Raw genomic sequence first — 22,333 nt, forward strand, 5'->3', positions numbered from 1 at the left:
CATGCACGCGCCTACCCTCCCCTTCGCCCTGCCGCTGATTGCGATCCTGCGCGGCATCACGCCCGACGAGACGCATGCGCACGTCGGCGCGCTGGTGGACGAGGGTTACGACGCCATCGAGATTCCGGCCAACTCGCCGGCGTGGCAACGCAGCGTGCGCATCGCGGCCGACGCGTTCGGCGATCGCGCGTTGATCGGTGCCGGCACCGTGCTGACGACCGGCGACGTCGATGCGCTGGTGGCCGCCGGTGGCCGCCTGATGGTGACGCCGAACACGCGGCCGCCAGTGATCCGGCATGCCGTCGACCGCGGCCTGCAGGTCGCCGCCGGCGTCGCCACCGCCAGCGAGGCGTTCGATGCGCTCGAGGCGGGCGCGCAGATGCTCAAGCTGTTCCCCGCTTCCGTCTACGGACCGGCGATGGTGCGCGCCCTGCGCAGCGTGCTGCCGCCGGCTCCCCTATTCGCCGTCGGTGGCGTCACGCCCGACACCCTCTCCGGCTACCTCTCAGCCGGCTGTCAGGGCGCCGGCATCGGCGGCGAACTCTACACGCCCGGCCAGGCGGTCGAACGCACGCGCGAACACGCGCGACGCTTCCGCCAGGCCTACCTGGACCACGCCGCATGAAGATCGTCCGCCTCACCACGTACCACGCGGCACCGCGCTGGCTGTTCCTCAAGGTGGAGACCGACGAGGGCATCAGCGGCTGGGGCGAGCCGGTCATCGAGGGACGCGCGCACGCGGTGGAAGCCGCCGTGCACGAACTCGGCGACTATCTCGTCGGCCAGGATCCGGCGCGCATCAACGACCTGTGGCAGGTGCTGTACCGCGGCGGCTTCTATCGCGGCGGCGCGATCCTCATGAGCGCGATCGCCGGCATCGACCAGGCGCTGTGGGACATCAAGGGCAAGGCCCTCGGCGTGCCGGTGTACCAGTTGCTCGGCGGACTCGTGCGCGACCGCATGAAGACCTACCGCTGGGTCGGTGGCGACCGCCCCGCCGACATCGTCGCGCAGATGCAGCGCTACCAGGCGCAGGGCTTTGACACGTTTAAGTTCAACGGCACCGAGGAACTGAAGCTGATCGACAGCCCGCGCGCGATCGATGCCGCCGTCGCCAAGGTCGCGGCGATCCGCGAGGCGATGGGCGACCGCGTCGATTTCGGCATCGACTTCCATGGCCGCGTCAGCGCGCCGATGGCGCGCGTGCTGTTGCGCGAACTGGCACCGTTCAAGCCGCTGTTCGTCGAGGAGCCGGTGCTGCCGGAGCAGTGGGAGTACTACCGGCCACTGTCCGATGCGACCTCGATTCCGCTCGCCGCGGGCGAGCGCATGTATTCCCGCGCCGAGTTCAAGCCGGTGCTCGCAGCCGGCGGCCTGGCCATCCTGCAACCCGACCTGTCGCACGCCGGCGGCATCACCGAATGCGTGAAGATCGCGGCGATGGCCGAAGCCCACGACGTGGCGCTGGCGCCGCACTGTCCGCTCGGCCCGGTGGCGCTGGCCGCCTGCCTGCAGGTGGACTTCGTCGCCCACAACGCGATGCTGCAGGAGCAGAGCATCGGCATCCACTACAACGAGGGCGCCGACCTGCTGGACTACGTCGTCAACAAGGACGATTTCCGCTGCGACGCCACCGGCAGCATCGCCGCGCTGCCGAAACCGGGCCTGGGCGTGGAGATCGACGAGGCGCGCCTGGTCGACGCGAACCGGCAGCCGCCGCGCTGGCGCAACCCGCTGTGGCGGCATGCCGATGGCAGCGTGGCCGAGTGGTGAGCCCGTGACCGCGGCGCTGGCGACCCTGGCCGTCGACAGCCGCTGTGCGCTGGGCGAAGGCATCCTGTGGTGCGAGCGTCGGCGCGTGCTGTACTGGACCGACATCCTGGCCGCGGAACTGTGGCGACACGATCCCGCGAGCGGACACACGCACACGTGGTCGTTGCCGGCGCCGCTCGGCTGCCTGGCGCTGGCCCGGGATGGGCGGCTGCTCCTCGGCCTGGCCAAGGCGCTGCATGCGAGCGATGTCGAAGCGCAGCTGGACCGGCGCGACCTGCTGACGACGAAGCTCGCGGACGTCGAGGCGGACGAGCCGTTGACCCGCGTCAACGACGGTCGCGCCGACCGCCATGGCGGCTTCGTCTTCGGCACCAAGAGCGAGCACGCGGACCTGCGGCCCATCGGCCGCTTCCACCAGTACACCGCCGCGCACGGTCTGCGCGAACTCGCGCTGCCGCGCGCGGCGATACCGAACTCGATCTGCTTCGACGCCGACGGGACGACGATGTACTTCTGCGACTCGGTGGTGCCGCGCATCCTGCGCTGCCGCTACGACGCGGCGACTGCGACGGTGTCGGACATCGGCGTGTTCGTCGACCTGGACACGCCGGGCGCGGAGCCCGACGGTTCGATCATCGACCATGAAGGCGCGCTGTGGAACGCACAATGGGGCGCGGGGCGCGTCGTGCGCTACCTGCCCGACGGGCGACTCGACCGCATCGTGCGCACGCCGGCGTCGCAGCCGTCGTGCTGCGTACTGGCGGGCGGCACGCTCTACCTCACCAGCGCGCGGGTCGGTCTGGATGACGCCGCGCTGGCGGACCAGCCGCTGGCCGGCGGGGTATTCGTGCATGACGCCGGGCGAGCGCTCGCCCGTTCGGCAGACCGGGTGCGCCTGCCATGATCGCGGTCGACTGGGGCACCAGCAGCCTGCGCCTGTACCGGCTGGCCGACGACGGCCAGGTCCGCGAGCGCCGCCGTAGCGACCAGGGCGTGCTGGCCTGCGACGGCCGCTTCGGCGAGGTGCTCGCACGCGAGATCGCCGGCTGGGACGATGGCGATGTCCTGCTGTGCGGCATGGTGGGCGGGCGCGGCGGTTGGCACGAGATGCCGTATCTGCCCTGCCCCGCCGGCAACCATGCACTCGCGCTCGGGATGCAGCGCTTCCAGCCGCCGGGGTTCGACGGACGCGCGCTCTGGCTGGTGCCGGGCCTGCGCGACGGCGACTCCGACCGCGTGCCCGACGTGATGCGCGGCGAGGAAACGCAACTGGCCGCCCTGCTGGACGTGCTCACCGCCGGCACCCACCTGGTCTGTCTGCCCGGCACCCACAGCAAGTGGGTCACGGTGCGCGACGGCCAGGTGCGGCGCATCGCCACCGCAATGACCGGCGAACTGTATGCGCTGCTGCGCCAGCACAGCATCCTGGGTCGGCTGATGCCGGCCGGCGACGTGCGCTTCGATGGCTATGCGTTCGACGCGGGCCTCAAGCGCAGCGAAGACGCTGGCGGCCTGCTGCACCACCTGTTCGGCGTGCGCACGACCGGCCTGTTCCAGCAGTTCGCCGAGCCCGCGCTGCCGTCGTACCTCTCCGGGCTGCTGATCGGACACGAACTGCGCGCCTCGGGCCTGTTCTCGCACGCACCACGGCCGGCGCAGGTCCACCTGATCGGCAACGACCGCCTGCTGGCGTCGTACGCCCATGCACTCACCACGCTCGGGGTGGGCGTGCAGCGCCACCCCGAAGACCTGGCTGCACGCGGCCTGCATGCCCTGTGGGCGCGGCGCATGAGCGCCGCCACGACCTGAGGAATACCCGATGCTGAAGCGGTGCGCGCTGACACTGGTGATGACGCTGTCGATGATGGCTCCGGCTTTGGCCGGCGACGCGGTCTTCCGCGACGTAAGCTACAGCGGCGACGACGGTGGCCCGCCGATCGATGCCACGCAGTACAGGAATCCGGTGGTCGCCGGCTTCTATCCGGATCCCTCGGCGATTCGCGTCGGCGACGACTTCTACCTGGTCACCTCGACGTTCGGCTACTTCCCGGGCCTGCCGGTCTTCCACAGCACCGACCTGGTGTCGTGGACGCAGGTCGGCAATGCGATCCATCGTCCGGACCAGATCAACTATGGCGAGAAGGAAGAACTGACGCGCGGCCTGTTCGCCGCCACGCTCGCGCACCACGACGGCACGTTCTACATCGCCAATACCTGCTTCTACTGCGACCGCGGGAACTTCGTCGTCACCGCGAAGGACCCGGCCGGACCGTGGTCGGATCCAATCTGGCTGGGCGTCAGCGGCATCGATCCCTCGCTGTTCTTCGACGACGACGGCAGCGCGTGGGTGGTCCACAACGACGTGCCCGACGGCAAGCTGCGTTACGACGGCCACCGCGCGATCTGGCTGCAGCGCTTCGATTTCGGCAAGCGCGAACGCGTCGGCGAGCGCATCCTGCTGGTGGACGGCGGGGCCGCTCCGGCGACGAACCCGGAACACATCGAGGGGCCGCACGTCTTCAAGCACGACGGCTGGTACTACCTGACCGCCGCCGAGGGTGGCACGGGCGAACAGCATGCGCAGATGGTGTGGCGCAGCCGCGCACTCACCGGCCCCTACGTGCCGTCGCCCTCCAACCCGTCGCTGACCCAGCGCGACCTCAACCCGGCACGTCCAGATCCGGTGACCTCCACCGGCCATGCGCAGTTCGTGAAGCTCAAGGACGGCACCTGGTGGGCGGTGTTCCTGGCCACGCGTCCGTACCGCGGCAACCAGTACAACCTGGGGCGCGAGACCTTCCTGCTGCCGGTGACGTGGAAGGACGGTTGGCCGGTGATCCTGCCGCGCGGCGAACGCGTGCCGATGGTCGCCCAGCGGCCCGACCTGCCCCGCAATCCACAGCCCTTGCCGACCAGCGGCCCGATGGCATGGACCGAACGTTTCGATGCGCCCACGCTGCCGTTGTCGTGGATGACGCTGCATCCGCCGCAGGCGAACTGGTACACCACGGGAAAGAGCGGCCTCACGATCACGCCCGGCACGATGCCGCTGGGCGCGTTCGGTACGGCGCCGGGTCAGCCGTCCTATCTTGCGCATCGCCTGCAGCACCACAAGGCGACGCTGGAAACCACGCTCGCCTCGTTCGAACCGGTCGAGGGTGAACTGGCGGGACTCGCGCTGCTGCAGAACGAGTACGGCCACTACGTGCTCGGCGTCGAACGCGACGCGCAGGGACTGGCCGTGTCGCTGTACCGGCGCAGCAGCCGCGAGGGCACGAAGACGGGCGACCGGCTGGCGCGGATCCCGCTGGACGGGAAACAGGGGCCCGTGTCGCTGCGCTTCCGTCTCGACGGCCCGCGGCTGGAGGCCGACTACGCGATGGCGTCCGGCGAGTGGAAGCCCGTCGCCACCGGCCTGGACGCCAGCCTGCTGAGCGTGGAGACGGCGGGCGGCTTCATCGGCAACACGTTCGGCCCTTACGCCGTACGTCGCTGATCGCACGATCAAGGAATCCGCATGCCAGGCACCTCGCGCCGCGCCCTGTTCAAGGCCGGACTCGCCGGCCTGGCCACCTGGCCGCTGTCGTCGCGCGCGATGACGGACACCGCTTGCGTGGCGACATCGCCAGCGCATGCGACCGGCGTCGAAGGTCAGCGCAAGGCCGAGCTCGGCGACGGCACCTACCTGAACCCCATCGTCGCCGGCGATCGCCCGGATCCCACCATCCTCAAGGATGGCGACGACTACTACATGACGTTCTCGTCGTTCGACGCCTATCCCGGGCTGGTGATCTGGCATTCGACGGATCTGGTCAACTGGACGCCGCTGGGTCCTGCGCTGCACACGAACGTGGGGACCGTGTGGGCGGTTGACCTGTGCCGGCACGGTGACCGCTACTTCATCTACCTGCCGACGCTGGCGCCGGGTGGCGCATGGAAGATCCACGCGATCTGGGCCGACGACATCCGCGGCCCGTGGAGCGCGCCGGTCGATCTGCGCATCGACGGCTGCATCGATCCCGGCCATGCGGTCGGTGAAGACGGCAAGCGCTATCTGTTCGTCAACGGCATCCGCAAGGTGCGCCTGACCGACGACGGCCTGGCGACCGATGGCGCGCTGGAACACGCCTACCGTCCGTGGCGCTATCCGGACGACTGGATCACCGAGAACTTCGCGCCGGAGGGCCCCAAGCTGACGCGGCGTGGCGACTGGTTCTATCTGGTCACCGCGGTCGGCGGCACCGCGGGTCCCGTTACCGGCCACATGGTGATCGCCGCGCGCTCGCGTTCGATCCACGGCCCCTGGGAACACTGTCCGCACAATCCGCTGGTGCGCACCCTGAGCGAAGACGAACCATGGTGGTCGCGTGGCCATGCGACGCTGGTCGAAGGTCCCGCCGGCGACGGGTGGATGGTCTACCACGGCTACGAGAACGGCTATCGCACGCTCGGCCGGCAGACGCTGCTGGAGCCGATCGAATGGACGAACGATGGCTGGTTCCGCGCACGCGGCGGCGATCTCTCCAAACCTTTACCGTCACCTCGCGGCGGCGAGCAAAGCCGGGCGGGCATCGCATTGTCGGACGACTTCTCGAACAACCGGCTCGGGACGCAATGGACGTTCCATGCGCCGCGGCCGGAGGAGATGCAGCGCGTGCGTTACGGACCGCGATCGATACGCCTGGCCGGTGCCGGCACGTCGCCTGCCGACGGCAGCCCCCTGACCTGCATCGTCGGCGACCGCAGCTATCAGGCCGAAGTCACGTTGACCCTGGTCGACGGCGGAGAAGGCGGTCTGCTGTTGTTCTACAACCACAAGGCCTTCGTCGGCCTCGGCTTCACCGCGTACGGGCTGCGCGTGTTCCAGTACGCGGAGGAACAGACCTGGGCGCGGCAGGCACTGCCGACGCGACGGGTGCGCCTGCGCCTGACCAACGACCACCACGTCGTGACCTGGCATCACTCGCACGACGACGGCCGCACCTGGACGCGGCTGGATACGCGGATGGAAGTGTCGGGCCTGCACCACAACGTGTTCGGCGGCTTCCTCAGCCTGCGCGTCGCGCTGTACAGCGCAGGCGCGGGCGCGGTGGCGTTCAGCGACTTCCGTTACCGCGCACTCGCCTGACGCGTGCCGCTATGCGTCGCGATCCTCGCGGTCGTTGTTCTCGCGGTCGTTCTCGCGCATCTCGTACCACATGCCGTTGAGGATGGCGAAGCTCGCCGCCAGGCCGGCGCCCAGGATCCAGCTGAAGTACCACATGGGGGTGCTCCTCAGTACGCGTTGGGGTTGCGCTCCATGCCGTCCTGGTCGACCTTGCCGCGCAGCACGCGGAAGACCCAGGCGGTGTAGAGCAGGACGATGGGCAGGAAGACCACCGTCGCCAGCAACATGATGAAGAGCGTCATGTGGCTGGACGATGCGTCCCACAGCGTCAGGCTGGAGCCGGGCTGCGTGGACGACGGCAACAGGAACGGGAACGCCGCCACCCCGAGCGTCAGGATGATGGCCGCGATGCTCAAGGACGACGACAGGAAGGCCAGGCCGGCGCGACCGGTGCGCAGCAGCGCCGCACTCGACAGCGCCCCCACCACGCCCAGCACCGGCAGCAGCCACGCCAGCGGCCAACGCGCGTAGTTCTCCATCCACGCACCGGGCTGCGCCACCACCACCTTGGCCAGGGGATTCGAGGCACCGGCGGGATCCATCGCCACCTGCAGCGCATACCCGTCGATGCGCGCGACCCAGAGACCGCCGATCACGAACAGCACCGCCGTGGCCAGCGCCGCGATGCTGCCGTAGCGCCGGGCGCGCGCGGCAATGTCGCCGGAGATCTTCATCGCCAGCATGCCGGCGCCGTGCATCACCAGCATCGCCACGCTGACCAGGCCGCACAGCAGCGCAAAGGGCGTCAGCAGGCCGAACAGCCCGCCCTCGTAGAAGATCCGCAGCGTGTCGTCGAAATGGAACGGCACGCCGAGCAGCACGTTGCCCATCGCCACGCCGAACACCAGCGACGGCACCAGCCCGCTGACGAACAGCGACCAGTCCCAGGCCGCACGCCAGCGCGGGTCGGGCACCTTGCTGCGGAACTTGAAGCCGACCGGCCGCAGGATCAGCGCGAACAGGATCAGGAACATCGCGATGTAGAACCCGGAGAAGCTGACCGCGTACAGCGGTGGGAACGCGGCGAAGATCGCGCCGCCGCCGAGGATCAGCCACACCTGGTTGCCTTCCCACACCGGGCCGATGACATTCAGCACGATGCGGCGTTCCTCGTCGGTGCGCGCCACCGCGGGCAGCAGCGTCGCGATGCCCAGGTCGAAGCCGTCCATCACCGCGAAGCCGATCAGCAGGATGCCCAGCAGCAGCCACCAGACCAGGCGCAGCGTGGCGTAGTCGAGGGGAATGGTGTCCATGCGTCGTCTCCCGTCAGCCCGCCGGGGCCGGTTGCGGCACGCCGTCCGCGTCCGGCGCGGGTTCGGACAGATGCTCGGGGCCTTTGAGGATCAGCTTGCGCATCAGCCAGACCTCGATGATCGCCAGCACCGTGTAGACCAGCACGAAGCCGGTCAGCGTGATCATGATCTGGTGCAGCTTCAGGCCGGAGGCGGCCAGGAACGTCGGCAGCACGCCGTCGATGATCCATGGCTGCCGCCCGTACTCGGCGATCAGCCAGCCCGCCTCGATCGCCACCCACGGCAGCGGCAGGCTCCAGAACGCCAGCTTCAGGAACCAGCGGTAGCGGTCCAGCCGCTGCCGGCTGGCGAGGTAGAACGCGACGGCGAAGAAGGCGATGAAGTAGAAGCCCAGGCCCACCATCAGGCGGAAACTCCAGAACAGCGGCGCCACGTGCGGCACGGTGTCGTGCGCGGCACGCACGATCTCCTCCTCGGTCGCGTTGCCGATGTCCTCGCGATAGCGCTTCAGCAGCAGGGCATGGCCGATGTCGCGCCAGTGCGCCTCGAACACGTAGCGCGCGGTGCCGTCGTGCTTGTTGGCACGCAGCTTCTGCAGCGCCTCGTAACCGAGCAGGCCGTTGCGGATGCGGCCCTCGGCACGCTCCACCAGGTCCAGGATGCCCGGCATCTCGGTGTTGAACGAGCGCGTGCCGATCAACCCCATCACGTAGGGGATGTGCAGCGCGTAGTGGTTGGTCTGGGTCTTCTGGTCGGGGATGGCGAAGGCGTTGAAACCGGCCGGCGCGGGCTCGGTCTCCCACATCGCCTCGATCGCGGCCAACTTCATCTTCTGGTGCTCGCTGGTGGCATAGCCGCTCTCGTCGCCCAGCACCACCACCGACAGCGCCGCGGCCAGGCCGAAGCTGGCGGCCACGGCCATCGAACGCTTGGCGAAATCCGCGTTGCGCCCACGCAGCAGGTAGAACGCGCTGATCGCCATGACGAACATGGCGCCGGTCACGTAGCCGGCGGAGACCGTGTGCACGAACTTGGCCTGCGCCACCGGGTTGAAGATCACCGCCATGAAGTCGGTGATCTCCATGCGCATGGTCTCGGGATTGAACACGGCCCCGACCGGGTTCTGCATCCAGCCGTTGGCCACCAGGATCCACAGCGCCGAGAAGTTCGACCCCAGCGCCACCAGCCACGTGACCACCAGGTGCTGCACCTTGCTCAGCCTGTCCCAGCCGAAGAAGAACAGGCCGATGAAGGTGGCTTCCAGGAAGAAGGCCATCAGGCCCTCGATGGCCAGCGGCGCACCGAAGATGTCGCCCACGTAGTGGCTGTAGTAGGACCAGTTCATGCCGAACTGGAACTCCATCACGATGCCGGTGGCCACGCCCATGGCGAAGTTGATGCCGAACAGCGTGCCCCAGAACAGGGTCATGCGCCGCCAGATGTCGCGCCCGGTCATGACGTAGACGCTCTCCATGATGGCGATCATGAAGGACAGCCCCAGGGTCAGGGGCACGAAAAGGAAGTGGTACATTGCCGTCAGCGCGAATTGCAGACGGGACAGTTCGACGACGGTCATGTCCGGCATGGGGATGCGGCTCCCGGTTGTCTGGCGGGATTCTAGCCCTCCCACTGTCATGGACGGGGGCGACCATCTGTCGCACCCCCCTTCGCCCTGCCCTGCGGCATCCTGCGCGCCCCGCGGCCACCGGCCGGCGGGTGGGGGTTGATCCTGATCAATGCGGCCCGGCTGGCCGGACCCGAAAATCCACCGTACCAGAATAGGAGAGGCCGCATGCAAGGCGTCCAGGGGACTTACAACGACAAGGTGGTGCGCCAGTTCACGGTGATGACCGTGGTCTGGGGCATCGTGGGGATGCTGGTGGGGGTGCTGATCGCCGCCCAGCTGTACTGGCCGGCCCTGAATTTCGACCTGCCGTGGCTCAGCTACGGCCGGCTGCGCCCGCTGCATACCAATGCGGTGATCTTCGCGTTCGGCGGCTGCGCGCTGTTCGCCACCAGCCTGCACGTGGTGCAACGGACCAGCCACGTACGGCTGCTCTCCGACAAGCTGGCCGCCTTCGTGTTCTGGGGCTGGCAGCTGGTCATCGTGTCCGCCGCCGTCTCGCTGCCCCTGGGCCTGACCCAGGGCAAGGAGTACGCAGAACTGATCTGGCCGATCGACGTGCTGATCGCGGTGGTCTGGGTGTCCTACGCCGTGCTGTTCTTCGGCACCATCGCCAAGCGCGCGGTCAAGCACATCTACGTGGCCAACTGGTTCTTCGGTGCCTACATCATCGCCGTGGCCCTGCTGCACATCGTCAACAGCCTGGCGCTGCCGAGCGGCCTACTGCACTCCTACCCGGTGTACAGCGGCGCGGTCGATGCGATGGTGCAGTGGTGGTACGGCCACAACGCGGTGGGCTTCTTCCTGACCGCCGGCTTCCTCGGGATGATGTACTACTTCGTGCCGAAACAGGCCGGCCGCCCGGTCTATTCGTACCGCCTGTCGATCGTGCATTTCTGGGCGCTGATCGCCATCTACATGTGGGCCGGCCCGCACCACCTGCATTACACGGCGCTGCCGGACTGGGCGCAGAGCCTGGGCATGGTGTTCTCGCTGATCCTGCTGGCGCCCAGCTGGGGCGGCGCCATCAACGGCGTGCTGACGCTCTCCGGCGTGTGGCACAAGCTGCGCACCGACCCGATCCTGAAGTTCCTGATCGTCTCGCTGTCGTTCTACATGATGTCGACCTTCGAAGGTCCCATGATGTCGATCAAGACGGTCAACTCGCTGAGCCACTACACCGACTGGACCATCGGCCACGTGCACGCCGGTGCGCTGGGCTGGGTGGCGATGATCACCATCGGCTCGGTCTACGCGATGCTGCCCAAGCTGCTGGGCCGCGAGCAGATGTTCTCGGTCAAGGCCATCGACACCCACTTCTGGCTGCATACCCTGGGCGTGGTGTTCTACATCGCCTCCATGTGGATCGCCGGCGTGATGCAGGGCCTGATGTGGCGCGCCACCAACGCCGACGGCACGCTGACCTACAGCTTCGTCGAAGCGCTGAACGCCACCTATCCCTACTACCTGGTCCGCCTGGGCGGCGGCCTGCTGGTTTTCGTCGGCATGCTGCTGATGGCCTGGAACACCTGGAAGACCTTCCAGGCGGCCAAGTCCCTCGCGCCGCAGCCTATCCTGCAACCCGATGCCAGCCAGGCGCGCGCCTGAGGACCTGACGACATGAGCAACGGAAACTCACACGAGAAAGTCGAGAAGAACGTCGGCCTGATGGCCGTGCTGATCGCGGTGGCGGTGTCGTTCGGCGGCCTGGCCGAGATCGTCCCGCTGATGTTCCAGGCCGAGGCGATCAAGCCGCTGGAAGGCGTCAAGCCCTATCCGGCGCTGCAACTGGCCGGCCGCGACATCTACATCCGCGAGGGCTGCTACAACTGCCACTCGCAGATGGTGCGCACGCTGCGGTTCGAAACCGAACGCTACGGCCACTACTCGCTGGCCGGCGAATCGGTCTACGACCGTCCGTTCCAGTGGGGCAGCAAGCGCACCGGGCCGGACCTGGCCCGCGTGGGCGGACGCTACTCCGACGACTGGCACCGCGTGCACCTGATCAATCCGCGCGACGTGGTGCCGGAGTCGAACATGCCGTCGTTCCCCTGGCTGGAGAACGCCAAGGTCGACGGCGCGGACATCGCCCAGCGCATGAAGACGCTGCAGCGCATCGGCGACCCGTACACCGACGAAGACATCGACAACGCCGCCACCGACGTGGAAGGCAGGACAGAACTGGACGCCGTGGTCGCCTACCTGCAAGGGCTGGGCAAGGCCGCGCCGAGGGGAGGCTGAGCCATGGTATCGGGGATCGTGACCGGGGCGCTGATCGTGCTCTTCATCGCCGGCTGGGCGTGGGCGTGGAGCCCGCGCCGCAAGGCGGATTTCGACAATGCGGCGCGCATGCCGCTGGGTGAGGAAGGGGAGAACAACCCATGAGCGCAGGCTGGATCGGGTTCATCGTCGCGCTGGTCGTACTGAACATCCTGGGTTGCGTGTGGCTGCTGTGGTGGACCGGCCGCCGCCGCCCGGGCGACCCGGCGCCGGAAGACACCTCGCACGTGTGGGACGGCGACCTCACCGAGTACAACAAGCCGTTGCCGCGCTGGTGGATCAACCTGTTCTACCTCACCATCGTCTTCAGCATCGGCTACATCGCGTGGTACGGCGGCCTGGGCGTCATTCCCGGCTACGCCAAGTGGTCCTCCTCGGGCGAACACGACGAAGTGAAGGCGGTGCAGGACAAGAAGCTGGAAGCCACGTTCGCGCCGTTCGCCAACCAGCCGATCGACCAGCTGGCCAAGGATCCGAAGGCGCTGGCACTGGGCCGATCGATCTTCAACAACACCTGCGCCACCTGCCACGGCTCCACCGGCCAGGGCGCGACCGGCTACCCCAACCTGACCGACGGCATCTGGCACTGGGGCGGTACGCCGGACCTGGTACTGCAGACGGTACTGGACGGCCGCGAGGGCGTGATGCCGGAATGGGGCACCGCATTGACCAGCATGGGCGGCCCCAACGCCGTCGACTACGTCATCGCCTACGTCAACGTGCTGAACGATCCGCAGGACGGCATGAGCAACAACTTCATGGCCGCCCAGGGCAAGCCGCTGTACGATGGTCTCTGCGTCGCCTGCCACGGCGTGGACGGCAAGGGCAACCAGGAACTGGGCGCGCCCGACCTGACCGACGATTACTGGCTCTACGGCAACAGCAAGGAAAGCATGCGCACGACGATCACCCAAGGCCGTCATGGCGTGATGCCCGCCCACCGCGAACTGCTGGGCGAGACGCGTGCGCGCCTTGTCGCCTCCTACGTCTGGTCGCTGTCGCACAAGGAGGGTCAGGCGGCAGCCGGCGCGAAATGACCGATTTCACCGAACCCCGGCTCGACCATCCGCCCCGGCCGCTCGCACAGCGCGTCGGGGCGGTGCTCTGGCCCAGCTTCTTCGCCGCCGGCGTGGCGACGATGGTGTTCTTCGCCTTCGTCGACCCGCTGACGCTGCGCGACATGACCTTCCCCGACCTGGCGATCAGCCGCGAACTCGGCTACACGCTGGGTTTCTTCGTGTTCTGGCTGGCGACTGCCGCCAGCAGCCTGTTCACCTGGATCCTGCTGCGCCCCGCCAGCCGCTTCAACCGCGCGCTGCCACCGGACTGAGCGCGCGTCCGCGCGCCACCACGGCTGCCGCTGCGCGCCGGTGGCGCGACCTGCGACAAACCGTCGCTCCCCGCTGCGCGCCGCCGGCGCGAGCATGACGCCAGCCAAGACAGACACCGCCATGTCCACGCCAGCCTCGCCTCCTTCTTCTGCTCCCGACGGCAAACGCCGCATCCCGCTGGATGTGGTCGATGCGCAGGGCAACTCGTTCTACGTCAGCGAACGCAAGGTCTATCCGCGCGACGTGGCAGGCCCGCTCAACCGCCTGCGCGTGGTCGCGGTGTGGTGGCTGCTGGGCATGTACTACGTGTTCCCGTGGTTGAGCTGGGACGGCCGCCAGGCCGTGCTGTTCGACCTGCCGGCACGCAAGTTCTACGTGTTCGGGCTGGTGTTCTGGCCACAGGATTTCCTGCTGCTGGCGGTGCTGCTGATCATCGCGGCGATGGCGCTGTTCTTCTTCACCGCACTGGCCGGGCGGCTGTGGTGCGGCTACGCCTGCCCGCAGACGGTGTGGACGGAAGTGTTCCTGTGGATGGAGCGCTGGACCGAAGGCGACCGCAGCGCGCGCATGAAGCTGGATGCCGCGCCGTGGAGCGCCAACAAGCTGCTGCGCAAGGGCGGCAAGCACGTGCTGTGGGCCGTGTTCGCGCTGTGGACCGGCTTCACCTTCGTCGGCTTCTTCACCCCCATCCTCGATCTCGGCGCCCGCCTGTGGCCGTTCGCGTGGGGCGGCTGGGAAACGTTCTGGGTGCTGTTCTACGCGCTGGCCACGTGGGGCTTCGCCGGCTTCCTGCGCGAGCAGGTGTGCAAGTACATGTGCCCGTACGCGCGCTTCCAGGCCGCGATGTTCGATCGCAACACCCTGATCATCGCCTACGACCCGATGCGCGGCGAACCGCGGGGTCCGCGCAAGCGCGGCTTGGGCAGCGTGCTGGAGCGCGCGCGCGGCCTGCTGGAAACGACCACCGCCTACGACTACGTGATGCGTGCCGCTGCGCACCCCAGCGTGGCCGACCAGCGCCTCGGCGCGCACGGCACCATCACCTTCTCCGGCGCCGGTGCGGTGGTCGAACCGCTGCCGAAGTTCGCGCCCGACCAGTTGGGCGACTGCATCGACTGCACGATCTGCGTGCAGGTCTGTCCCACCGGCATCGATATCCGCAACGGCCTGCAGTACGAATGCATCGCCTGCGGCGCCTGCATCGACGCCTGCAACGACGTGATGGACAAGATGGGATATCCGCAGGGACTGATCCGCTACACCACGCAGAACGCCATCGACGGCAAGCCGTCGAAGGTGCTGCGCCCGCGCATCTTCGTCTACGGCACGATCCTGCTGGCGCTGGTGGCCGCGTGGGGCTGGGGCGTGTTCAACCGCGACGTGCTGATCGCGGAAGTCCTGCGCGACCGCAATGCGCTGTACCGTGAAGTCGCGGGCGACCAGGTGGAGAACAGCTACACGCTCAAGCTGGTGAACAAGGACCAGCAATCGCATCGCTACGTCGTGACGCTGGCGTCGGGTTCGCCCGGCATCCGCCTGCGCGACGGCGACCTGTCGGTAAGCGCGGCGCCCGAGGAAGTCCTCTCGCTCGCCGTCACCGCCACCGCCCCTGCCACCCTGCGTGGTCGCCACGCCGTGACGTTCACCGTCCGCGACGCCGACAGCGGCGCCGAGAAGACCGTGGACAGCAGCTACTTCGGACCGATCCAATGACCACGCCCCCCCCTCCCGCCGGCAACGGCCGCCCGTTCTGGAAAGAGCCGATGGTATGGCTGGTCTGGGGCCTGCCGCTGGCCTCGGTCGTCGCCGGCATCTGGCTGGTGGTGACCGCCGTGCGCGCCGGCGGCGCCGATCCCGTCATCGACGACGTGCAGCGCGTGTCGCAGATCCAGACCACCGACCTCGGTCCCGACGAACGCGCCGCGCAGCGCAGGCTCAGCGCCATCGTGCAGGTGCGTCCGGACCATGTGGAGCTGACCGCGGTGACCGGCGAATTCGAGCGCGAGACCGCGCTCGTGCTGGTGCTGACCCATCCCACCGAAGCCGCGCAGGACCTGCGCCTGCCGCTGGCGCGCACCACCACCGGCTGGACCGCGCCCGCCGAGATCGATACGCGGCACGACTGGAACGTGCAGCTCGCGCCCGAGAACAACCACTGGCGCATCCGCGGCCGCCTGCAGAAAGACACGCAGGCCTCGCGCCTCGCCCCCGCCATCGGGGGCGGCTGAGCCTTCCGATGGACGTGCCCGTGGTGTCCTGCCATCACTGCGGCGAGCCCGTCGCCAGCGGGCATCCGGTGACTGCCGGCGAGCATGCGTTCTGCTGCGAAGGCTGCGCCGCCGCCGCCGCGTGGATCGAGGACGCCGACCTCGGCAGCTACTACCGCCTGCGCAGCGCGAACGCCAACCGCGTGCAGGCCGACCGGCTCGATCTGGAAAGCTGGGACCGCGCCGACCTGCTGGACGAGCACAGCCGCGTCGTCGAGGGCGGCCGCGAAATCGTGCTGCTGACCGACGGCATGCGCTGCGCCGCCTGCGCCTGGCTGATCGACCGCGCACTGGCGCGCGAGACCGGCGTGCTGGATACCACGGCCAACGCGGTCACCGGCCGCATCCGCATCGCGTGGGACCCCGCACGCACACCGCTGTCGGCGCTGCTGCAGCGCCTGGCGATGCTCGGCTACCGCCCGTATCTCGCCACCGGCGATGCACGCGAACAGGCGCGCCTGTCCGAACGCCGGCGCTGGCTGCTGCGGCTGGGCGTGGCAGGCCTCGGTTCGCTGCAGGCGATGATGCTGGCCGAAGCGCTGTACCTCGACGTCAACGCGACGATGCCGTTGCCGACGCGCGACCTGTTCCGCTGGCTGACCTTCCTGGTCAGCACGCCGGTGGTGTTCTACAGCGGCTGGCCGTTCCTGGCAGGCATGGCGCGGGAACTGCGCGCACGCCACGTGGGCATGGACACGCTGATCGCCAGCTCCACCCTGCTCGCCTACTTCGCCAGCCTGGTCGAAACCATCCGCGGCGGCACGCACGTCTGGTACGACGCGGCGGTGATGTTCGTGTTCCTGCTGCTGGCCGCGCGCATGCTGGAACAGCGCGCACGCAACGTCGCCACCGCGCAGGTGGACGCGCTGGCGCGGGCGCAGCCGGTGTTCGCGATCCGCGAGCGCGACGACGGCACCCGGGAATCGGTACCGCCGTCCGCACTGCGGAGGGACGACGTGGTCTGCGTGCCGGCCGGCGAAGGCGTGCCCGCCGACGGCGTACTGCTGGACGGCGCAGCGGATTTCGAGGAAGCGCTGCTGACCGGCGAATCCCGGCCCGTGCGCCGCCACGCGGGCGAGACGGTCTACGCCGGCACCACCTGCCGCGAACGGCCCGCGCGGCTGCGCGTCACCGCTACCGGCACATCGACACGCCTGTCGCAGCTGGCGGAACTGGTGGACCGCGCACAGGGCCACCGCCCGCCGCTGGCACGCGCCGCCGACCGCATCGGGCGGCATTTCGTACTGACGCTGCTGGTGCTCGCGGTGGCCGTCTACACGGGCTGGCGGCTCTACCAGCCGGAGCGCGCGTTCGAAGTGACGCTGGCCCTGCTGGTGATCAGCTGCCCGTGCGCGCTGTCGCTGTCGGTGCCGGCGGTGCTGGCGGCCGCGCACGGCGCGCTGGCCCGCTGCGGCGTGCTCGCCACGCGACCCGAAGCGCTGGATACGCTGGCACGCGCGACCGACGTCGTGTTCGATAAGACCGGCACGCTCAGCGACGGCCGTCCTGCACGCGTCGCGGTGGACGTGTTCGGCGAACTGGGCACGGAGGCGGCCACGCGGGTGGTCGCCGCGCTGGAGCAGGACAGCGGCCATCCGATCGCCACCGCCTTCGCCGATGTCGACGCGCGCGATGCCGCCACGTCCGTCGTCGCCCGTGCAGGCCTCGGCGTGGAAGGCGATGTCGACGGCCGCCACTGGCGCTTCGGCCGCGCCGACTGGGCCGCGGGCCGCGATGACGACGGCGCGCTGTGGCTGGGTGATGGCGAACGCGGCGTGGCCCGTTTCACCCTCGACGAGAAGCCGCGCGACGATGCCGCGGCCGCCCTTGCGGCGCTGCGCGCGCAGGGCATGCGCATCCATCTGGCCAGCGGCGACGGCGACGCGGCGGTACAGCGGCTGGCGCAGGCGCTCGGCATCGATGCGACGCTCGCCCGCCAATCACCGGAAGACAAGCTGGCGCGCGTGCGGCAACTGCAGTCCGAAGGCCGCATCGTCGCGATGGTCGGCGATGGCCTCAACGACGCGCCGGTGCTGGCCGGTGCCGACGTGTCGGTCGCGATGGGCGAAGGCGCGCCGCTGGCGCAACAGGCCGCGGATCTGGTGGCCACCGGACCTTCCCTGCTGCGCATCGCCGACGCCGTGCGCATCGCGCGCCTGTCGCGCCGGCTGGTGAAGCAGAACCTGGCCTGGTCGGCCGGCTACAACCTGCTCGCCGTGCCGCTGGCGGCCGCCGGCATGGTGACGCCGTGGATCGCGGCGCTGGGGATGGCGGTATCCTCGCTGGTGGTCACCCTCAACGCGCTGCGGCTGGCGCGCACGTCCACGGAGATGGCGGCATGAACATCCTGCTGATGCTGTTGCCGATCAGCCTGGTCCTGCTGGGCCTGGCAATCGCCGCGTTCGCGTGGGCGGTGCGCAAGGGCCAGTTCGACGATCTCGACACGCCCGCGCTGGACATCCTCGACGACGCACCTGCGAAGCCGCGTGCGCAGGCCGCGCCGCCCGTCCGCGAAGGCGACGATGGCGCCTGACGTTCCGGTCCTGCTCGCCGCGCTGCTGGCCGGCCTGGTGGGCAGTACGCATTGCGCGGTGATGTGCGGCGGCATCGCCACCGGTTTTTCCGCCGTGTCTTCGCGCCAGAGCTGGGGCAGCGCGCTGCAGCTCAACCTCGGTCGCGTCGCCGGCTACATGCTGGCGGGTGCGCTGGTCGGTGCGTTCGGCGGTGGCCTGCTGTCGCTGGCGCGGCACGAGACCGCCGTGCTCGCTATGCGCGTCGGCGTGGGACTGGCGCTGGTGGTGCTGGCGCTGCGCCTGCTCGACCAGCGTGGCCGGCTCGATTTCCTCGCCCGTCCAGGCGCGAAGCTGTGGCAGGCGCTGCGTCCGCTGCATGCGCGCGTGCTGCCGGCCGACACGCTGCCGCGCAGGCTGGCGGCGGGCGCGCTGTGGGGCTGGCTGCCGTGCGGACTGAGCCTCAGCCTGCTGACGGTGGCGTGGCTGCAGGCCAATGCGCGCGATGCCGCGCTGACGATGGCGATGTTCGGCCTGGGCACGCTGCCGATGATGGTGACGCTGACCTGGTCCGGCGCACGCCTCGGCCGCCACTGGCAGCGCACGTCGGTGCGTCGCGCGGCGGCCGGCTTCGTGCTCTTTGCTGGCGTGCTGACGATCGCCTCGCCGTGGCTGATGCGGCATCCCGCGCTGCACGGCGTGCTCGCCGCGCTCGGCTGCCAGCCACTGGCCACATGAGCCGCGAAGCAACGGCGCCGCCGACGGGCACCTCGGCGAAAGCGCGCCTGCGGGCCATCGGCGATGTCGCGCGCACGCCGCTGCGCGCCGCCGCTGCATCGGGTGTGGCCGGCGGGGTGCTGGTACTGCCGCAGGCCGCGCTGATCGCGGCGTGTCTGCAGCGTGCGCTCGTCGACCATGCGCCGCCCGCCACGCTGCTGCCACTGCTCCTCGCGCTGCTCGCGACGCTGCTGCTCCGGGCCGGATTGGCGTGGGCGGGCCGGCGCCTCGCCGACCGCGCGGTCGAAACCATCCGCATCGACCTGCGCGCGCGCATCGCGCGCGGCCTGGTCGCGCGCGGGCCGGTCTGGGTACGGTCGCAGCAGAGCGGCGCGCTGGCCGAACGGATGGGTGCGCATGTGGATGCGCTGGAAGGGTACTTCGGCGGCTTCGTGCCGTTGCGGGCGGAAGTGGTGGGCGTGCCGCTGGCGATCCTGCTCGCCGTGTTCTTCGTCGACCGTACCGTCGGGCTGGTCCTGCTGCTGACGATGCCGCTGGTGCCCGTCTTCATGATGCTGGTCGGCTGGGGCGCGCAGGCAGCCAGCCAACGGCAGTTGCAGGCGCTGACACGGATGGGGGGCCACTTCGCCGATCGCCTGCGTGGCCTCGGGCTGATCCGGCTGTACGGCCGTGGCGACACCGAATTGCAGGGCATCCGCGCCGCCGCCGAGGAACTGCGCGTGCGCAGCCTGCGCGTGCTCCGCATCGCCTTCCTGTCGTCGGCGGTGCTGGAGTTCTTCGCATCGCTCAGCGTCGCGATGATCGCGCTGTACCTGGGCCTGAGCTACCTGGGCATGCTGGACCTGCGCGCCACGCCGCTGACGCTCGGCATGGGCGTGTTCTGCCTGCTGCTGGCACCGGAGTTCTACGCGCCGCTGCGGCGCCTCGCCACGCATTACCACGACCGCGCCGCTGCGCTGGCGGCGATGGACGAGATCGCGGTGGTGCTGGAAGACGACGTTCCTGTCGTCACGGACGACGGCGTCGGGACGCCGGCCCCCTCGGCATCGCTCGTCAGCGCGCGCGGCATCGCGCTGCGCCATCCCGCCGCCACGCGCGACGTGCTGCACGACGTCACGCTGGACCTGCAACGCGGCCAGCATGTCGCGCTGACCGGCGCCAGCGGCGACGGCAAGAGCACGCTGCTGGAAGCGCTGGCCGGCTGGCTGCCCACGCACGCGGGCACTGTGCAGCGCGCGTCAGGCCTGCGCATCGGCTACGCGCCGCAGCGCCCGTTCCTGTTCGCCGGAACCTTGCGCGACAACCTTCGCATGGCGAAAACCGATGCTTCCGATGCGGAACTGGAACAGGCTGCCGAGGCGGCGCAGGTGATGCGCTTCGCGGCACGGTTGCCGGACGGGCTGGACACGGTGATCGGCGAACGCGGCTTCGGCCTGTCGGGCGGCGAAGCGCGACGCGTGGCGCTGGCGCGCGTGTTCCTGCGCGACCCCGACCTGCTGCTGCTCGACGAGCCCACCGCCTTCCTCGATCCCGACACCGAGGCCGCCGTACTGCTGGCGATCCTCCGGTTCGCGAAGGGCCGCGGCGTACTGATGGCCACCCACAGCGACGCGGCACAGGCGACGATGATGCAGGTCTGGCACGTGCGCGACGGTCGCCTGCACAGGGGAAGACACGCGCCATGAACGCGCACAAGGACGACCGCACGACCACGCTGCGCGACGTACTTGCGCGTCATCGCCTGCGCATCGCCTGGTCGGTCGGCCTGCTGTTGCTGACCCTGCTCGCGGGCACCGCCCTGCTCGGCCTGTCCGGGCACTTCCTCACGGCCGCCGCACTGGCAGGCAGCGCCGCGGTCGGCTTCAACTTCTTCGGGCCATCCGCCGGCATCCGCGCGCTGACTTTCGTGCGCATTCTGTCGCGCTACGGCGAGAAGCTGCTCGGCCACGACGTGACGCTGCGCATCGCGCGCGACCTGCGCACCTGGTTCTTCGCCCGCGCGCTGCCGCTGGCGCCGCTGGGACTCGGCCGTTTCCGCATCGGCGAACTGATGGCGCGGCTGATGGCCGACATCGATGCGGTCGACGGCCTGCTGGTGCGCGCTATCGGCCCCCTGCTCGCGGTACTGGCGCTGTGCCTGCTGGCGACGCTGGTGGCGCTCGCGGTACTGCCGGCGGCCGGCCTTGTGCTGCTGGCGGCGCTGTCGCTGATCGCGGCGCTGGCGCCCTGGCTGGCCGTGCGCAGCGTGGCAGCGCTGGAAGACGAACGCGCGATGGCACGCATGCGCCTGCGTGCCGCCGTGCAGGAAGGCGTCGAGGGCCAGCAGGATCTGGTGGCGATGGACGCCACCGCGGCATGGCGGGTGGCGCTGGATGAGCGGAGCCGTGAGGTTGCCCGATGGGAAGACCGGCGCAAGCAGCGACTCGCACTGGCCACGCTGGCGCATGCGCTCGTCACCGCGGTCGCCTTGCCGTCGATGCTGTGGGTATTGCTGACGGCCGTGCACGCCGCTCGCATCGGTGCCGCCACGGCAGGCGGACTGTTCTTCATTACGGTCGCCATGCTGGAGGCCTGCGCGGCGATCGCGCCGGCGTGGCAGGCATGGCGGGCAGCGACGGTCGCCGGACGGCGACTGGAAGCGGTGGTCGATGCGTCGTCCACCGTGGACGCCATGCGTGCCGGCCCGCGAGTACCGGCATCGCAGGGTGCGCTGGCGCTGGAGGATGTCGTATTCGCCTGGCCGGGCACGACGCGGCAAGTGCTGGGCGGCGCCAGCCTCCGCATCGCGCCCGGCGAACGCGTGCTGGTCGCGGGCGACAGCGGCGAAGGCAAGTCGTCGCTGCTGGCGCTGGTGCTTGGATTGCAAGCACCCCAGGCAGGAAGGGTCTCCTTCGCTGGCGACGATCTGGCGACCCTGCACCCGGCGGATTGGCATGCGCGCATCGCGTGGTTGCCGCAGGACGCACCGGTGTTCTCCGGCAGCGTGCGCGAGAACCTGCGACTTGGTGACCCCGATGCCGACGACGAACGGTTATGGCGCGCGCTGGCCCAGGTGAAGCTGGACACCCGCTTTCGCGATGCCGGCCTGGATACCTGGGTGGGCGAAAACGGCGCGACGCTGTCGGCCGGCCAATCACGCCGCCTCGCGCTGGCCCGCGCCCTGCTGCGCGACACACCGCTGCTGCTGCTCGACGAGCCTACCGAAGGCCTCGACCAGGACACGGCGGATGCGCTGATGCGCGACGTCGCAGAGGCAGGCGCAGGACGCAGCATGCTGATCATCAGCCATGCGGTGTTGCCGGAAGGCATGGCGGATGCGCACTACCGGTTGCGGGATGGCAAATTACTGAAGGAGTAGCCGACCGACATGGATGTGGGAGCGACGTAAGT

Annotated in this window: 21 protein-coding genes; 18 read left to right on the forward strand and 3 right to left on the reverse strand. The window is 69.5% G+C overall.

All coding sequences use genetic code 11. The features are described 5' to 3' along the window. Position 1 precedes the first annotated feature (1 nt). The 6 genes from ACGHX3_RS17475 to ACGHX3_RS17500 are packed head-to-tail and all read left to right on the forward strand — an operon-like array spanning position 2 to position 6,901. Positions 2–625 carry a 2-dehydro-3-deoxy-6-phosphogalactonate aldolase gene (locus ACGHX3_RS17475; protein ID WP_213605003.1) on the forward strand — a complete coding sequence of 208 codons (624 nt, stop codon included), beginning with the start codon at positions 2–4 and terminating at the stop codon, positions 623–625. Further along, complete coding sequence (gene dgoD / locus ACGHX3_RS17480; protein WP_213605004.1) at positions 622–1,773, forward strand: galactonate dehydratase; 1,152 nt, start codon at positions 622–624, stop codon at positions 1,771–1,773. Before ACGHX3_RS17475 ends, dgoD begins: the two co-directional genes overlap by 4 nt. Continuing rightward, positions 1,751–2,677 (forward strand): SMP-30/gluconolactonase/LRE family protein, encoded by a 927-nt coding sequence (locus ACGHX3_RS17485; protein WP_213605005.1) that lies wholly within the window; start codon positions 1,751–1,753, stop codon positions 2,675–2,677. The genes dgoD and ACGHX3_RS17485 overlap by 23 nt, the downstream gene beginning before the upstream one ends. Further along, positions 2,674–3,582: a 2-dehydro-3-deoxygalactonokinase gene (locus tag ACGHX3_RS17490; RefSeq protein WP_394695724.1), complete on the forward strand. Its 909-nt coding sequence runs from the start codon at positions 2,674–2,676 to the stop codon at positions 3,580–3,582. The genes ACGHX3_RS17485 and ACGHX3_RS17490 overlap by 4 nt, the downstream gene beginning before the upstream one ends. Positions 3,583–3,592: 10 nt before the next feature. Continuing rightward, on the forward strand, positions 3,593–5,269 hold the full coding sequence (locus tag ACGHX3_RS17495; RefSeq protein ID WP_394695725.1) for a glycoside hydrolase family 43 protein: 1,677 nt from the start codon (positions 3,593–3,595) through the stop codon (positions 5,267–5,269). 21 nt (positions 5,270–5,290) lie between these two features. Beyond that, the gene (locus tag ACGHX3_RS17500; RefSeq protein ID WP_394695726.1) at positions 5,291–6,901 is read left to right on the forward strand and encodes a family 43 glycosylhydrolase; all 1,611 of its coding nucleotides are present in this window, start codon (positions 5,291–5,293) and stop codon (positions 6,899–6,901) included. A 9-nt stretch (positions 6,902–6,910) separates the two neighbouring features. Here ACGHX3_RS17500 and cydX read toward each other — a convergent pair whose 3' ends face one another. From cydX to ACGHX3_RS17515, 3 genes are read right to left on the reverse strand one after another with little or no spacing between them, the layout of a single operon-like run. Further along, on the reverse strand, positions 6,911–7,036 hold the full coding sequence (gene cydX / locus ACGHX3_RS17505; protein WP_162338131.1) for a cytochrome bd-I oxidase subunit CydX: 126 nt from the start codon (positions 7,034–7,036) through the stop codon (positions 6,911–6,913). An 11-nt stretch (positions 7,037–7,047) separates the two neighbouring features. Beyond that, positions 7,048–8,193, reverse strand: coding sequence for a cytochrome d ubiquinol oxidase subunit II (cydB, locus tag ACGHX3_RS17510; protein WP_394695727.1), 1,146 nt, complete (start codon positions 8,191–8,193; stop codon positions 7,048–7,050). Between the two features lie 13 nt (positions 8,194–8,206). Then, complete coding sequence (locus tag ACGHX3_RS17515) at positions 8,207–9,778, reverse strand: cytochrome ubiquinol oxidase subunit I (RefSeq protein WP_213605009.1); 1,572 nt, start codon at positions 9,776–9,778, stop codon at positions 8,207–8,209. 207 nt (positions 9,779–9,985) lie between these two features. Here ACGHX3_RS17515 and ccoN point away from each other — a divergent pair, with 207 nt between their 5' ends. The 12 genes from ccoN (at position 9,986) to cydC (ending at position 22,301) form a co-directional block, all read left to right on the forward strand. Next, a complete protein-coding gene (ccoN, locus tag ACGHX3_RS17520; RefSeq protein ID WP_213605010.1) occupies positions 9,986–11,425 on the forward strand; it encodes a cytochrome-c oxidase, cbb3-type subunit I in 1,440 nt (479 codons plus the stop codon). Between the two features lie 12 nt (positions 11,426–11,437). Beyond that, positions 11,438–12,058 (forward strand): cytochrome-c oxidase, cbb3-type subunit II, encoded by a 621-nt coding sequence (gene ccoO, locus ACGHX3_RS17525; protein WP_162338127.1) that lies wholly within the window; start codon positions 11,438–11,440, stop codon positions 12,056–12,058. Between the two features lie 3 nt (positions 12,059–12,061). Further along, the gene (locus tag ACGHX3_RS17530; protein WP_213605011.1) at positions 12,062–12,202 is read left to right on the forward strand and encodes a cbb3-type cytochrome c oxidase subunit 3; all 141 of its coding nucleotides are present in this window, start codon (positions 12,062–12,064) and stop codon (positions 12,200–12,202) included. Further along, positions 12,199–13,134 carry a cytochrome-c oxidase, cbb3-type subunit III gene (ccoP, locus tag ACGHX3_RS17535; protein ID WP_213605012.1) on the forward strand — a complete coding sequence of 312 codons (936 nt, stop codon included), beginning with the start codon at positions 12,199–12,201 and terminating at the stop codon, positions 13,132–13,134. The genes ACGHX3_RS17530 and ccoP overlap by 4 nt, the downstream gene beginning before the upstream one ends. After that, positions 13,131–13,427, forward strand: a complete 297-nt coding sequence (locus ACGHX3_RS17540) for a hypothetical protein (RefSeq protein ID WP_213605013.1) — start codon at positions 13,131–13,133, stop codon at positions 13,425–13,427. Before ccoP ends, ACGHX3_RS17540 begins: the two co-directional genes overlap by 4 nt. A 121-nt stretch (positions 13,428–13,548) precedes the next feature. Then, positions 13,549–15,141: a 4Fe-4S dicluster domain-containing protein gene (locus ACGHX3_RS17545; protein WP_394695728.1), complete on the forward strand. Its 1,593-nt coding sequence runs from the start codon at positions 13,549–13,551 to the stop codon at positions 15,139–15,141. Further along, complete coding sequence (locus ACGHX3_RS17550; RefSeq protein WP_213605015.1) at positions 15,138–15,656, forward strand: FixH family protein; 519 nt, start codon at positions 15,138–15,140, stop codon at positions 15,654–15,656. Before ACGHX3_RS17545 ends, ACGHX3_RS17550 begins: the two co-directional genes overlap by 4 nt. Before the next feature lie 8 nt (positions 15,657–15,664). After that, on the forward strand, positions 15,665–18,037 hold the full coding sequence (locus tag ACGHX3_RS17555; RefSeq protein WP_394695729.1) for a heavy metal translocating P-type ATPase: 2,373 nt from the start codon (positions 15,665–15,667) through the stop codon (positions 18,035–18,037). Next, the gene (gene ccoS / locus ACGHX3_RS17560; protein ID WP_394695730.1) at positions 18,034–18,228 is read left to right on the forward strand and encodes a cbb3-type cytochrome oxidase assembly protein CcoS; all 195 of its coding nucleotides are present in this window, start codon (positions 18,034–18,036) and stop codon (positions 18,226–18,228) included. The genes ACGHX3_RS17555 and ccoS overlap by 4 nt, the downstream gene beginning before the upstream one ends. Next, positions 18,218–18,943 (forward strand): sulfite exporter TauE/SafE family protein, encoded by a 726-nt coding sequence (locus tag ACGHX3_RS17565; RefSeq protein ID WP_394695731.1) that lies wholly within the window; start codon positions 18,218–18,220, stop codon positions 18,941–18,943. The genes ccoS and ACGHX3_RS17565 overlap by 11 nt, the downstream gene beginning before the upstream one ends. Further along, on the forward strand, positions 18,940–20,628 hold the full coding sequence (gene cydD / locus ACGHX3_RS17570) for a thiol reductant ABC exporter subunit CydD (RefSeq protein ID WP_394695732.1): 1,689 nt from the start codon (positions 18,940–18,942) through the stop codon (positions 20,626–20,628). Before ACGHX3_RS17565 ends, cydD begins: the two co-directional genes overlap by 4 nt. After that, positions 20,625–22,301 (forward strand): thiol reductant ABC exporter subunit CydC, encoded by a 1,677-nt coding sequence (gene cydC, locus ACGHX3_RS17575; RefSeq protein WP_213605019.1) that lies wholly within the window; start codon positions 20,625–20,627, stop codon positions 22,299–22,301. Before cydD ends, cydC begins: the two co-directional genes overlap by 4 nt. Positions 22,302–22,333: the final 32 nt, after the last annotated feature.

This window comes from Pseudoxanthomonas japonensis (genome assembly GCF_043632995.1).
In the GTDB taxonomy this organism is placed as follows: Bacteria; Pseudomonadota; Gammaproteobacteria; order Xanthomonadales; family Xanthomonadaceae; genus Pseudoxanthomonas_A; species Pseudoxanthomonas_A japonensis.

Coding starts and splice junctions, on each gene's coding strand:
- ACGHX3_RS17475 (WP_213605003.1), top strand. CDS start 2: ATGCACGCGCCTACCCTCCCCTTCGCCCTGCCGCTGATTGCGATCCTG.
- dgoD (WP_213605004.1), top strand. CDS start 622: ATGAAGATCGTCCGCCTCACCACGTACCACGCGGCACCGCGCTGGCTG.
- ACGHX3_RS17485 (WP_213605005.1), top strand. CDS start 1,751: ATGGCAGCGTGGCCGAGTGGTGAGCCCGTGACCGCGGCGCTGGCGACC.
- ACGHX3_RS17490 (WP_394695724.1), top strand. CDS start 2,674: ATGATCGCGGTCGACTGGGGCACCAGCAGCCTGCGCCTGTACCGGCTG.
- ACGHX3_RS17495 (WP_394695725.1), top strand. CDS start 3,593: ATGCTGAAGCGGTGCGCGCTGACACTGGTGATGACGCTGTCGATGATG.
- ACGHX3_RS17500 (WP_394695726.1), top strand. CDS start 5,291: ATGCCAGGCACCTCGCGCCGCGCCCTGTTCAAGGCCGGACTCGCCGGC.
- cydX (WP_162338131.1), bottom strand. CDS start 7,036: ATGTGGTACTTCAGCTGGATCCTGGGCGCCGGCCTGGCGGCGAGCTTC.
- cydB (WP_394695727.1), bottom strand. CDS start 8,193: ATGGACACCATTCCCCTCGACTACGCCACGCTGCGCCTGGTCTGGTGG.
- ACGHX3_RS17515 (WP_213605009.1), bottom strand. CDS start 9,778: ATGCCGGACATGACCGTCGTCGAACTGTCCCGTCTGCAATTCGCGCTG.
- ccoN (WP_213605010.1), top strand. CDS start 9,986: ATGCAAGGCGTCCAGGGGACTTACAACGACAAGGTGGTGCGCCAGTTC.
- ccoO (WP_162338127.1), top strand. CDS start 11,438: ATGAGCAACGGAAACTCACACGAGAAAGTCGAGAAGAACGTCGGCCTG.
- ACGHX3_RS17530 (WP_213605011.1), top strand. CDS start 12,062: ATGGTATCGGGGATCGTGACCGGGGCGCTGATCGTGCTCTTCATCGCC.
- ccoP (WP_213605012.1), top strand. CDS start 12,199: ATGAGCGCAGGCTGGATCGGGTTCATCGTCGCGCTGGTCGTACTGAAC.
- ACGHX3_RS17540 (WP_213605013.1), top strand. CDS start 13,131: ATGACCGATTTCACCGAACCCCGGCTCGACCATCCGCCCCGGCCGCTC.
- ACGHX3_RS17545 (WP_394695728.1), top strand. CDS start 13,549: ATGTCCACGCCAGCCTCGCCTCCTTCTTCTGCTCCCGACGGCAAACGC.
- ACGHX3_RS17550 (WP_213605015.1), top strand. CDS start 15,138: ATGACCACGCCCCCCCCTCCCGCCGGCAACGGCCGCCCGTTCTGGAAA.
- ACGHX3_RS17555 (WP_394695729.1), top strand. CDS start 15,665: ATGGACGTGCCCGTGGTGTCCTGCCATCACTGCGGCGAGCCCGTCGCC.
- ccoS (WP_394695730.1), top strand. CDS start 18,034: ATGAACATCCTGCTGATGCTGTTGCCGATCAGCCTGGTCCTGCTGGGC.
- ACGHX3_RS17565 (WP_394695731.1), top strand. CDS start 18,218: ATGGCGCCTGACGTTCCGGTCCTGCTCGCCGCGCTGCTGGCCGGCCTG.
- cydD (WP_394695732.1), top strand. CDS start 18,940: ATGAGCCGCGAAGCAACGGCGCCGCCGACGGGCACCTCGGCGAAAGCG.
- cydC (WP_213605019.1), top strand. CDS start 20,625: ATGAACGCGCACAAGGACGACCGCACGACCACGCTGCGCGACGTACTT.